Origin of the sequence: Campylobacter concisus (assembly GCF_015229955.1) — a bacterium.
Lineage (GTDB): Bacteria > Campylobacterota > Campylobacteria > Campylobacterales > Campylobacteraceae > Campylobacter_A > Campylobacter_A concisus_AT.
The window spans coordinates 128,010-140,836 of the sequence record NZ_JAAKYZ010000003.1; the positions used below are offsets into that span (position 1 = coordinate 128,010).

The window sequence follows — 12,827 nt, forward strand, 5'->3', positions numbered from 1 at the left end:
AAAATGAAGAAATCTCTGCTTTTGGCTCTTTTTGCCACGCAAGTTTTTGCCTTTTCGGCGAGCAAATTTGTAAATGACGCTAGGTCGCAGATCGGCGTGACGCTAAGTTACGATCCAAGCTACGAAAGACTTGCCTACCCAATGGGCGACGTGGATATCAAAAAGGGCGTTTGCACCGACGTTGTGGTAAGGGCGCTACGTCATCAAGAGATGGATCTGCAAAGACTCATTTTTGAAGATATGAGTATAAATTTCGTAAGCTATCCTAAAAAATGGGGACTTAAAAAGGCTGATAAAAATATCGATCACAGGCGTGTTTTAAACATCGCTACCTATCTAAAAAGAAAAGGTTTCGAGGTGAGCGATGATAAATTTTTGCCGGGCGATATCGTCACATGGATGCTGCCAAGAAATCTACCTCACATCGGTGTGATCTCAGATAAATTTGAAGGCCAAACACCGCTTGTCATCCATAATATCGGCTCTGGCGTGCAAGAAGAAAATATACTTTATAACTACAAGATCACGGGGCATTTTAGGCTAAAGTAGCAAAATGGCTTTTTAATCAAATTTTAGGCAAAATCGCAAAAAAATAAAGTCAAGGAAAAATAATGTTAGAAGTTAGGGGACTTACCCAGAGATTTGCAAGCAGTTTGCTGTTTGAAGATGTAAATTTAAAGCTAAATCGCCACAACAGATACGGACTAATCGGTGCAAATGGCGCTGGCAAATCGACATTTTTAAAAATTTTAAGCGGAGCTATCGAGCCAACTAGCGGCGAGATCATCATAGAAAATGGACTAAAGGTTGGTGTGCTTGGTCAAGATCAGTTTGCGTTTGAAAATTTCACGCTAAAAGATGCGGTGCTTTATGGTAACAAGCGCCTATATGACGCTGTCAAAGAGAAAGAGAAGCTCTATATGAGCGAGGAATTTACTGATGAGATAAACGAGCGCTTAAGCGAGCTTGAGATGATAAGCGCTGAAGAAGACCCAAGCTATGAGTATGAAACTAGGATAGAGAAAATTTTAAGCTCGCTTGGGCTAAATGAATTTGATAAGCTGATGAGCGAGGTTGAAAACTCCGATAAAGTTAAAGTTTTGCTAGCTCAAGTACTATTTCCAAAGCCAGACATCTTGTTTTTAGACGAGCCGACAAACAACCTTGATATAGACGCGATCGCGTGGCTAGAAAACGAGCTAAACCGCCACGAGGGCACACTTGTGGTTATCAGCCACGACAGACACTTTTTAAATAGAGTTTGCACAAATATTTTGGATGTGGATTTTAAGAAAATTCGCGAGTTTTCAGGCAACTATGACGACTGGTATATGGCTGCAAATTTGATCGCAAAGCAGCATGAAATGGAGCGTGATAAGAAGCTAAAAGAGAAAGAGGAGCTGGAGAAATTTATCGCGAGGTTCTCAGCAAATGCGAGCAAAGCAAGGCAAGCGACCTCTCGTGCAAAACAGCTTGAAAAGCTTGATATTGCCGAGATTGCTGTATCAAGTAGGCGCGATCCTAGCATTCTGTTTCGTGCAAACCGCGAGATAGGCAATGAGCTAATTGAGCTAAAAAATATAAGTAAGAAATTTGATGATAAAGTGATATTTGAAAACTTTAACTTTAAGCTCGAAAAGGGCGACAAGCTAGCTATCATCGGTCATAACGGCGTTGGTAAAAGCACACTTTGTAAGATCATAATGGGCGAGATAAAGCCTGATACGGGCGAGGTGCATATAGGCGCGACCATCGAGCTAGGATATTTTGCGCAAGATACGGTAAATAAGATAGATGGCGAGCTAAAGCTTTATGAATATTTGCAAGATGCCAAAAACAAGGACATAGACGAGATCAGAAAGTGCCTTGGCAGGATGCTCTTTAGCGGTGCTGAGCAAGAAAAAGCAGTAGGCGCGCTAAGCGGTGGCGAAAAACACCGAGTAAGACTAGCTCAGCTCATGCTTCACAGGCCAAATTTACTTGTCATGGATGAGCCAAACAACCACCTCGATCTTGAGGCTATCATCGCACTTGGCGAGGCATTTTATAACTTTAATGGCTCAGTCATCTGCGTAAGCCACGACAGGGAGCTGATAGATGCCTTTGCAAATAGAATTTTACACCTAAAAGGCAATGGCGAAGTCGTTGATTTTAAAGGCACATACGAAGAGTATAGAGCAAATTTGGGGCTTGAGAGCTAAAATTTGTTATTTCTTGCTCCTGATTGTAGGGGCAAGATTAAAATTTATATTTACTACAAAATCTTGCAAGCATTAATCTAGCTATATAAATTAAAAATAGCTTATAAAAATTATTAAAATCCAATAAAAAGACTTTATAAGTAAATAAGAAAATTAATAAGAATTTTCTAAAGTATTAGTAAGATTTGTAAAATAAAATTTATTAAATAATATTTTTATGATGCTTAGTTTAAGGGATTTATTTAAAAATTTAATAAATTTACTTTGCAATATGGTGATATTTACTTAGTTTTTACTTTCTAAGGTAATATTAGAAATAAAATTTAACTTTATTTTTTATATTTTTGGATATAAAAAGTGTGATTTAATATTTATTTTATGTTATTTATCTATATATTTACCTTTTAAGCTTAAAAATTTAAATAAATTTGAGCTAATTATGAGCTTTTTATATAATAAAAAAATGATATTATTATTAAAACAACAATTTATCTAAGCTATATTATTAAATATAGCTTAAAAGCTACTATAAATTTTTCTCCAAAAGTCGTTTTATCTAGGTTAAAAGTCAAAGCTTAAAAAAATAAAGTAGTAATTAATATTTAAAATATTAAATATCTATATAATTTCATTAATACATTTTTTATAAGGAGAATGGTTATGGCAACCAGAAAAGAACACGATTTTATAGGTGAGTTGGAAATCTCTGACGATTTTTATTATGGTATCCAAACATTTAGAGCTACCGAAAATTTTCACATGAGCGGTAGAACTTTAAAAGAGTATCCATACTTTGTAAAAGCATTTGCACAAATCAAAAAAGCAGCTGCACTTGCAAATAAAGAGGTTGGCGTTTTAGACCCTAAGATCGCTGATACTCTAGCAAAAGCCGCTGATAGAGTAATAGCTGGTGAGTTTTTAGATCAATTTGTAGTTGATATGGTCCAAGGTGGTGCTGGAACAAGTACAAACATGAATGCAAATGAGGTTATTACAAACATCGCGCTTGAGAGCATGGGTCATAAAAAAGGTGAGTATCAATACATCCATCCAAACGATCATACAAACCTTGGACAAAGTACAAACGACACTTACCCAAGCTCAATAAAAGTAGCAACTTACGCAAAACTTACTGATTTGCTTGCTGCGATGAATCTGCTAAAAGACGAACTTGATAAAAAAGCAAAAGATTTTAAAGATATCATTAAAATGGGTAGAACTGAGCTTGAAGATGCAGTTCCTACAACACTTGGAAATACATTTAATGCATTTGCAAGCTACATTAAAAGCGATATCGAAAAGATCACAGCTGCACGCGAGTCAATGACATATCTAAATATGGGTGCAACTGCGATTGGTACAGGTATTAACTGCCACCCTGATTATAAAAATGTAGTTGTTAAAAAGTTAAAAGATATCACTGGTGTTGATTTCAAAAAAGCTGATGATTTCATCGCAGCTACACAAGACACTGCAGACTTTGTACACGTAAGTGGTGCGTTAAAAACTGCAGCTGTTAGACTTTCAAAAATCGCAAATGACCTTCGTTTGATGAATTCAGGTCCAAGATGCGGTCTTGGTGAGATAAATTTACCGCAAATGCAACCAGGCAGTTCAATCATGCCAGGCAAAGTAAACCCAGTTATCGCTGAGGTTGTAGGCGAAGCGTGCTATGAAGTAATCGGTAACGACGTAACTATCATGCTTTGCTCAGAAAGAGGCGAATTTGAGCTAAATGCGTTTGAACCAGGCATCGCTTATGCGCTATTTAACTCTATTTTTATCCTTGAAAACGCGATGAAAACACTAGCTGAAAAAGCTGTAAGAAAACTAACAGCAAATCCTGAAGCTTGCTTAAAATCAGTTCTAGGCTCAGTTGGTATCGTAACTGCGTTTAACCCGTACATTGGCTATGAAAAATCTGCAAGTATCGCTAAAGAAGCCCTTCAAACTGGTAAAGCAGTTGGCGATATCTGCCTAGAGAGAGGCTATCTAAGCAAAGAAGAGATCGATAAAATTTTAGAGCCAAAAAATATGCTAAATCCAAGCATGGTTAGGTAGAAATTTAAGCAAAGTATTATTAAAAGCGTGTCAAAATTCTGACACGCTTAAGTAAAAATTTTAGTTATAAAATTTAATAGAGGAGTTTTCAATGGATATTTCATTGATATTACAGTTGATCGTGCTCTTTGGCGCGATATTCTTGGGTGTTAGACTAGGCGGTATGGCTATTGGTTATGCTGGTGGTATTGGCGTCGTAGTTTTAACTTTAGGACTTGGATTAAAAGCAGGTAGTATACCTTGGGATGTTATTTTAATCATTATGTCCGTTATAGCTGCTATTACAGCGATGCAAGTAGCTGGTGGCCTTGATTATTTGGTGCAAATAGCTGAAGGGATACTAAGAAAACATCCAAAATACATAAATTTCTTAGCTCCAGTTGTCACTTACTTGCTAACTGTATTTGCTGGTACTGGACACACAGCATTTTCTATGATTCCAGTTATTACTGAAGTTGCAAAGACGCAAAATATTAAGCCTAGCGCGCCTCTTAGTATAGCTGTTGTTGCTAGTCAGATAGCTATTACAGCAAGCCCAGTTTCAGCAGCGGTTGTATTTATGGCTGGTGAGCATGCCTTGGGCGGACTTGGCATTAGCTATCCATTACTATTAGCTATCTGGATACCTACAACTTTTATCGGTTGTATGCTAACGGCTCTTGTTATAAATATATTTTATAATCTTGATCTAAGTAGCGATAAAGAGTATCAAAGAAGACTCAAAGAAGGACTAATCAAAGATGTTAAAATCGAAGAGAAAAAAGAGCTTCCAAAAGGAGCTAAACTTTCTGTTTTAATATTCCTAGTTGGCGTTATCTCTGTCGTTTTATATGCTACTGCTATTAGTAAAAACGTAGGCTGGATAAAACCAAGCTATGTAACAGGCTATGAAAAAATTTATGAGACCAAAAGTCCAGATAAATTTAATGAACTTGTCGCAAAAGATATAAAAGTCAAAACTGACTCAACTACTAATGTAAAATATGTAGAAGATCCAGATAAGCCTACAAAGGTGTTGGTATTAACTAGAGATAACGCTATTATGAGCTTTATGCTAGTTATCGCTACTTTAATCACACTAACTTGTGGTGTCAAGGTCGATAAGCTATTTAATACAGCTACATTTAAAAGCGGTATGACCGCGTGCGTCTGCGTGTTGGGCGTGGCATGGCTTGGAGATACTTTCGTGGTAAATCACACCGATGCGATCAAAAATTTTGCCGGCGATTTTGTTAAAGACTATCCGTTTATGCTAGCTGTTGCGCTATTTTTTGCTAGTATGCTTCTTTATTCTCAAGCTGCTACCGCAAAGGCTCTTATTCCTACAGTTATAGCCGCACTTGGTTTAACTGCTGCAAATAACGGTGACGCATATATTTTAGTTGCATCATTTGCTGCAGTTTCAGCATTGTTTGTGTTGCCAACATATCCGACACTTCTTGGAGCCGTTCAAATGGATGATACTGGAACAACTAGGATAGGTAAATATATATTTAACCACTCCTTTTTTATTCCAGGCGTTTTAGCTATTGCTTTTTCTGTCGCACTTGGATTTTTGATAGCTCCGATACTTTTATAAGTATTTTAAATCAAACTTAAGCCGAGATCTCTCTCGGCTTTTTAAATCCCTTTAAAATTTTTAATTTCTATTCAAAATCCTTAATCAAAATTTTATATTTAAAATTTTTATAAGATCGCGTTAAAAATTATATTAATTAAAATTATAATTTTTATAATTTTATTCATTTTGATATTAGCATACCAATTTTTTAAAACTAAAAATCTAAATATAAATATTAAGTAAAATTTAATTTTATTTTCAACTTTAAATACTAGAATAACTAAAGGCAAATATCTTTTAAAGGGAGAAAGATGAGCTTAAATAGACGAGAATTTTTAAAATTCGGTGCTGGAGTTAGTATGGTTGCATCATCCTTACCGGGTGGTGCTTTGGAAAATGCTGCAAAGCAAGATGAGAAGTACGTCCGTAGCTTTTGCGAGATGTGCTCTTCAAGATGCCCTATCGAAGCAAAGGTCGTTGATAATAAAATTTGCTTCTTAAGCGGTAATCCAAAAGCTGGCGGTACGGCAACTTCGCTTTGTGCAAGAGGTGGCTCTGGTTTTAGTCAGCTTTATGACGAAAATAGAGTCAAAAAGCCTTTGATCAGGGTTGGTGAGAGAGGCGAAAATAAGTGGCGTGAGGCTAGCTGGGACGAGGCACTTGATCTAGTTGCTTCAAAGATGCTTGAGATCAAGCAAAAGTATGGCCCTGAAAGCTTTGTTTTTACCTGTAAAAGCTCGCAAACGCATAAGCTAATGGTAAATTTTGCCTCATCTTATGGCTCGCCAAACTGCTTTTCACACTTTTCGTGCTGTCCGATCACCTATCAAATGGTCTGCGAGCAGATGTATGGTATAGCTAAACTAAAAAGAGACTTTGCAAATGCAAAATATGTTGTAAATTTTGGTCACAACCTCTTTGAAGGCATAGTTATAGCCGATGCTAAAAAGCTTGCTAAATTTGCAGCCAAAAAAGATACAAAGCTACTTGTGCTTGAGCCAAGATTTAGCGTTGTAGCTTCAAAAGCTGATGAGTGGCTACCAGTTAGACCTGGTACCGATCTAGCTTTTGTGCTAGCTATCATAAATACATGGATACAAAATGGCACTTACGATAAAGAATTTATAGAAAAATTTACAACTGGCTTTGATGAGATCGTTAAAAGCGTAGAGGGCAAAACGCCTGAATGGCAAGAGGCAATCACTGGCATAAAAGCAAGTGATGTTAGACGCATCGCTGATGAAATTTATAAAGCTGCTCCAAGAGTTATTTTTGATTTTGGTCATAAGACAACTACCACAAAAGCTGAATACATGAGGACAAAGGCCATCATGGTGGCAAATGCGATGATGGGTAACTGGGAGGTTAAAGGCGGTCTTTTTGGTGGCAAAAATGCAAAAACCTTTAACAAGCTAGTTGGCGAGGATAAATTTCCAGTTCTTAAAAATCCAGATGAGAAATTTAAAGTGCCAAAAGTCACTAGACTAGACTTCGCTGGTGAGACTGGTAGGCATAAATTTGTAAGTAGAAAACATGGCGTTTTGATGGATATAAATGACGCTATCTTAAACGAAAAGCCTTACGCCATAAAGGGCTGGTTTAACATCCGATTTAATCACCTAATAAACGTCGCTGAGACGATGAAGAGCATAGAGGCGATGAAGAAGCTTGATTTTATCGTGGTAAGTGATGTCTATCTAAACGATATGGCGACCTTTGCTGATGTTATCTTACCTGAGAGTAGCTACCTTGAGCGCGACGAGGGCATAGAGGATAAGTCAGGTCTAAAGCCAGCTTATATGATAAGAAATAAAGTTATTGATCCAGTTGGCGACACGAAGGACGGGGCATTTATCTTTAGGGAGCTAGCACGCCGCATGAAGATAGATGAGCTTTACACTTGGAACGACATACGTGAGTTTAGGATGCAGCAAGCTGGTGGAGATGTAAATTTACTTGCCACACTAGAAAAAGATGGCTTTATCACGTGGGATGAGCCGGGAATTTTGTTTAGAGAAAAAGGTATGATCGATAAATTTGTCGCTAAATATCCAGTCGCATCTAAATTTGTAGGTGAAAATGGTTTGATGGACGATATGGCTAAGCTTAAAACAAAAAGCGGCAAGATAGAGCTATTTTTGCCTGATGTCGAGGCGCAGTTTGAAGGATACGGCGCGCTAAACGATAAAGATATGGATACATTTGACGGACATGATCTTTGTCTAACTTGTGGCAAAACGCCTATTCATACCAATGGCCACACTCAGGCAGTGCCGTCGCTTCATGATCTTATGAGTGATAGCCCTATCTGGATAAATCCAAAAACAGCTCAACGTAAAAATTTACGTGATGGCGATATGGTCGTGGTGAAAAATAAATTTGGCGAGCAAAAGGGCAAGCTCATGGTAACCGAGGGCATTAGAGAAGATACGCTCTTTATCTATCACGGCTTTGGACACATCACCCCAGCTCTTAAAAGCATAGATCACGTGGGGCTTAACACAAGCGTTCTTCTTAATCCAGCCGAAGGCCCAGTGGCTGCAACCATGGTTACAAATGTTGGCGTTAGCATAAGTAAAGCGTAAGGATAGAAAATGAAAAAATATATGATGATACATGATGAAAATTTATGCATCGGCTGTCAAGGCTGCTCGGTAGCTTGCAGAAGTGCAAACAACGTGCCAAGGGGACTTTACCGCTTGCAGGTGCATGCAAAGATGAGTGGGACATTTCCAAATTTAAAGACTGACTTTTTACGTCAAAGCTGTGTTATGTGCGAAGATGCACCTTGTGTTGAGGTTTGCCCAACTGGCGCTAGCTTTAAAACAGCTGATGGCGTGACGCTGCTTGATCACAGAATTTGCGTTAGTTGCAAATACTGCATCCTAGCCTGTCCATACGACGCTCGCTACGTCTTGCCAAATGGTGAGATAGGCAAATGCACATTTTGCTATGAGAGTAGGCTAGAAGAGGGCAAAGAGCCAGCTTGCGTTAGCGTCTGCCCTACAAATGCCCTAACTTTTGGCGACGTAAATGATGAAAACTCTAAAATTTCAAAGAAATTAAAAGAGAGTAAATACTACTTGCCAAAAGCGGAGCTAAACACAAAACCTTCACTTGCGATGATCGCAAATACAAAAGGAGCACACCATGAATAACATGTCAGGAAGCCTAGCTCAATACTCTGAAATTTACTGGGGCTGGCCGATAGCCGTTTATCTATTTTTAGCAGGACTTAGTGCGGGTGCTAGCATCGTTGCTGTGCTCATTTCAAAAAAATATGGCAAAGAGAATTACTACTTTAAAGCAGCCGCTCTTATCGCTCCATTAGCGATCGTTCTTGGACTTGCTCTTTTGGTGCTTGATCTTGGCAAGCCGCTTAGCTTTTACTGGATACTTCTGCTTTACAACTTTGACTCAGTCATGTCAATAGGCGTTGCACTGCTTCTAGTTTATACGCCTCTTAGCGTTATATACGCAGTTGGCGCATTTAAAAACGAGATTGCATTGCTTAAAATTTCTCTTTTTGACGTGGTTGCAAATTTAGCTAGCAAGCTTTCAAGCCTACTTGAAATTTTGCTTTTTATCCTAGGCATTGGCGTTGGTGCATATACAGGCTTTTTGCTAAGTGCAGCTCACAAGATCGCACTTTGGAATACATCAGTCTTGCCGGTATTATTTTTAGTATCAGGCTTGAGCTGTGCTGGTGCATTTACGTTACTTGTTGGCGTGCTAAAAGATAAGGCAAAAAGGCAAAATGATATTGCACACTATTTATTAAAATTTGATTTTTTTGCGATTATTACCGAGTTTTTGCTCATAGTTGCACTTTTTATGGTTGTAAAAGGTGCAAGCACAAGTGGTGCGGAGAGTGTAGCAAACGCACTTAGCGCAAATTCTCTTGGGCTGATGTTTTATATTGGCGTCATTGGTTTTGGTATGGCTTTGCCTATCATTTTAGACTTAAGCGTTTTAAAGGTGCATGATTTTAAACGCGAATTTGCCGTGATCAACGCATTATTCGTAATATGTGGTGTCTTTTTACTAAGGTGTTACATTGTCTATGCGGGGCAAATTTTTATTTAATGCTTAAAAAATAATTTTAATTTTGAATTTACCTATTAAATATTACAATATGGTTAAATCTTAATAAAACTTATTTTTTAGGAGAGAGATTTGAAAATTTTGCTTTTAGAAGATGATTTAGGGTTTCAAGAGAGCGTCTGTGAGTTTTTGCAGACGCTTGGTTATGAAGTTACAGCGGTGAGCGATGGTCAGGAGGCCTGCGATCTGATAGAGAAAAATTTCTATCATCTTTTTATACTTGATATAAAAGTCCCTGGCGTAAATGGGCATGAGGTTATCAAATACATAAGGAGTTTAAATCCAAACGCTCCTATCATGATAACAACATCTTTAGTTGATATAGGCGATATGGCGATTGGCTACGAGCTTGGCTGTAACGAATACCTAAAAAAGCCATTTGAGCTTGCTGAACTTAAATTTAGAGTAGCTGAGCTTATGAGAAAATACTATGGAACTGACGATAAAAACATAGTAAAGATCAATGACGAGTTTAGCTTTAATCTAAACAAGCGTGCGCTATTTAAAAACGGCAAAATGATCGATCTTAGTGCAAAAGAGGTTGCACTTGTTGAGTGCCTAGTTTCGCATCTAAATTCTTACGTCAGCATGGAAGAGCTAAGAGATCTTGTCTGGAATGATAAAGAGATAGAAGGCGCTGATATCAGAATGCACGTTTTAAAGATAAGAAACAAAACAACTAGTGACTTTATCACTTCAAAGAGGCGTATAGGCTACAAGATAGATGCACAAGAGCTTTAAGATCCAGATCATAGCGACATTTGTCATAATGTCGCTTTTTTGTTTTCAAAGCTTTGTGATCTTAAATTTAAGTCAAAAAAACAGCACTTCAAAAGCTCTTTTTGGTGCGATGAAGCATGAAACTATTATCAAAAATTCGTTTTTAAAAAATGAAAATATAACTCCTTTTTTAAAGTATAAATTTGCGATCTATGATGTAAATTTTAACCCAATTATTTCAAATCTTACCAAGCAGCCAAGCAACTTTAAATTTGTAACACTTGAAGAAAATGGCTTCTTGTTTTATAAAAGCTTTTTTATAAAGGATAAAACGCCTTATTATATTGTCGTTGAAAAAGAGCTTGATAATGAAAAAAGTATATTCCTAGCGGCACTTATGCTCCTTGTCATCCTTGTGGCAGTGCTTTTTATCGTCTATTTTTTATATCTAAGTAGCGTTAAGCCTTATAAAGAGTTTCAAAAGTATATGAATAACTTCTTTAATGACGCCATGCACGAGCTAAAGACCCCACTTGGCGTAGCTGGCATGAACCTTGAGATGCTTGGACTTGAAAATAAGTATATAACCCGCATCAAAAACGCCTTAAAACAGATGCAAATAACCTACGAAGATGTCGAGTATTTTATAAAGCGAGGCTACATAAAATTTCCACTTGAGCGCCTAAATTTGGGCGAATACATAATAGAGAGAGTGAAATTTCTCTCAAGTGTGGCTAATGTCAAGCACATCGTGGTAAAGACAAATTTAGAAGGCGATGCATTTACTATGCTAAGCAAGGTCGAAGCTCAGCGCATCATCGATAACACCATCACAAACGCCATAAAATACAGCCCAAAAGAGAGCGAGATAATAGTAAATTTAGAGCTTGAAGCAGACCGCATAAATCTTAGCGTGCAGGACTTTGGCAAGGGGATAAAGGACGTCAAAAAGGTCTGGAAAAGATACGTCAGAGAGGATGAAATCCAAGGCGGCTTTGGCCTTGGGCTAAATATCGTCAGTGAAATTTGCCAAAAACATGGCATTACATACGGCGTTGATAGCATCTACGGCGAGGGTAGCACCTTTTATTATAAATTTAAACGAGCTTAAATTAAGCATAAAAGCGTAAAATGAAGCCTTAAATTTAGAAGGAAAAACTTTGGATAGAATCGTTGAAATCGAAAAAGTAAGCTTTGAAAATGACTTTGAAGTCTCGCTTAGACCGACAAAATTTGAAGACTACATCGGTCAAGAAAAGATAAAACAAAATTTAGATGTCTTTATAAAAGCAGCCAAAAAGCGAAATGAGTGCCTAGATCACGTGCTATTTTACGGCCCTCCAGGACTTGGTAAAACCACCCTTGCTCACATCATCGCAAACGAAATGGGCGTAAGTATCAAAATGACTGCGGCACCGATGATAGAAAAGAGTGGCGACCTGGCGGCGATCCTTACAAATTTACAAGAGGGCGACGTGCTTTTTATCGACGAGATCCACCGTCTAAGCCCAGCCATTGAAGAGGTGCTCTATCCTGCAATGGAGGACTTTAGGCTTGATATCATAATAGGCTCTGGCCCAGCTGCTCAAACTATCAAGATAGATCTGCCAAAATTTACACTTATTGGCGCAACGACGCGTGCTGGCATGATCTCAGCGCCTTTAAGAGACCGCTTTGGGATGGACTTTAGGCTGCAGTTTTATACAAGCAGTGAGCTAAGCCGTATCGTACAGATCGCATCAGCCAAGCTTGGTAAAGAGTGCGACAAAAACGCCTCTTTAGAGATCGCCAAACGCTCACGTGGCACGCCTAGGATCGCTCTTAGGCTACTAAAGCGTATCCGCGACTTTGCCGAGGTAAATGACGAGCAAATCATCAGTCACGAGCGTGCAAAAGAGGGACTTAATGCACTTGGTGTAAATTCGCTTGGATTTGATGAGATGGATATTAGGTATTTAGAAATTTTGATGCAAGCAAGGCGCCGTCCTATGGGGCTTAGCACGATCGCAGCGGCACTTAGTGAGGACGAGGGCACGGTTGAGGATGTCATCGAGCCATATCTGCTTGCAAATGGCTTTATCGAGCGCACCGCAAAGGGTAGGATCGCAAGTGCGAAGTGCTTTGAGACCTTTAATATCAAGATCGATATCGAAAAAGGGCTTTTTGAGTAGCGAAATTTA

Annotated in this window: 10 protein-coding genes; all 10 read left to right on the forward strand. The window is 38.3% G+C overall.

From position 1 onward, the window contains the following. The first annotated feature begins 3 nt into the window (after positions 1 to 3). Complete coding sequence (locus G6W45_RS06205) at positions 4 to 549, forward strand: DUF1287 domain-containing protein (RefSeq protein WP_194167882.1); 546 nt, start codon at positions 4 to 6, stop codon at positions 547 to 549. A gap of 62 nt (positions 550 to 611) precedes the next feature. Then, entirely contained in the window at positions 612 to 2,201 is a 1,590-nt protein-coding gene (locus G6W45_RS06210) for an ABC-F family ATP-binding cassette domain-containing protein (protein WP_194167883.1), read from the forward strand. Positions 2,202 to 2,861: 660 nt separating this feature from the next. Beyond that, entirely contained in the window at positions 2,862 to 4,262 is a 1,401-nt protein-coding gene (locus tag G6W45_RS06215; protein ID WP_072595163.1) for an aspartate ammonia-lyase, read from the forward strand. Between the two features lie 91 nt (positions 4,263 to 4,353). Beyond that, the gene (locus tag G6W45_RS06220) at positions 4,354 to 5,841 is read left to right on the forward strand and encodes an anaerobic C4-dicarboxylate transporter (RefSeq protein WP_054196953.1); all 1,488 of its coding nucleotides are present in this window, start codon (positions 4,354 to 4,356) and stop codon (positions 5,839 to 5,841) included. Positions 5,842 to 6,134: 293 nt separating this feature from the next. Further along, positions 6,135 to 8,408, forward strand: coding sequence for a thiosulfate reductase PhsA (gene phsA, locus G6W45_RS06225; RefSeq protein ID WP_194167884.1), 2,274 nt, complete (start codon positions 6,135 to 6,137; stop codon positions 8,406 to 8,408). A 9-nt stretch (positions 8,409 to 8,417) separates the two neighbouring features. Continuing rightward, positions 8,418 to 8,981 (forward strand): 4Fe-4S dicluster domain-containing protein, encoded by a 564-nt coding sequence (locus G6W45_RS06230; protein ID WP_072595164.1) that lies wholly within the window; start codon positions 8,418 to 8,420, stop codon positions 8,979 to 8,981. Beyond that, the gene (gene nrfD, locus G6W45_RS06235; protein WP_194167885.1) at positions 8,974 to 9,909 is read left to right on the forward strand and encodes an NrfD/PsrC family molybdoenzyme membrane anchor subunit; all 936 of its coding nucleotides are present in this window, start codon (positions 8,974 to 8,976) and stop codon (positions 9,907 to 9,909) included. The genes G6W45_RS06230 and nrfD overlap by 8 nt, the downstream gene beginning before the upstream one ends. A 90-nt stretch (positions 9,910 to 9,999) precedes the next feature. Continuing rightward, complete coding sequence (locus G6W45_RS06240) at positions 10,000 to 10,668, forward strand: response regulator transcription factor (RefSeq protein ID WP_103640933.1); 669 nt, start codon at positions 10,000 to 10,002, stop codon at positions 10,666 to 10,668. Then, positions 10,652 to 11,758 carry a sensor histidine kinase gene (locus G6W45_RS06245; protein ID WP_194167886.1) on the forward strand — a complete coding sequence of 369 codons (1,107 nt, stop codon included), beginning with the start codon at positions 10,652 to 10,654 and terminating at the stop codon, positions 11,756 to 11,758. The genes G6W45_RS06240 and G6W45_RS06245 overlap by 17 nt, the downstream gene beginning before the upstream one ends. 49 nt (positions 11,759 to 11,807) lie before the next feature. Then, positions 11,808 to 12,818, forward strand: a complete 1,011-nt coding sequence (gene ruvB, locus G6W45_RS06250; protein WP_194167887.1) for a Holliday junction branch migration DNA helicase RuvB — start codon at positions 11,808 to 11,810, stop codon at positions 12,816 to 12,818. Positions 12,819 to 12,827 lie beyond the last annotated feature (9 nt).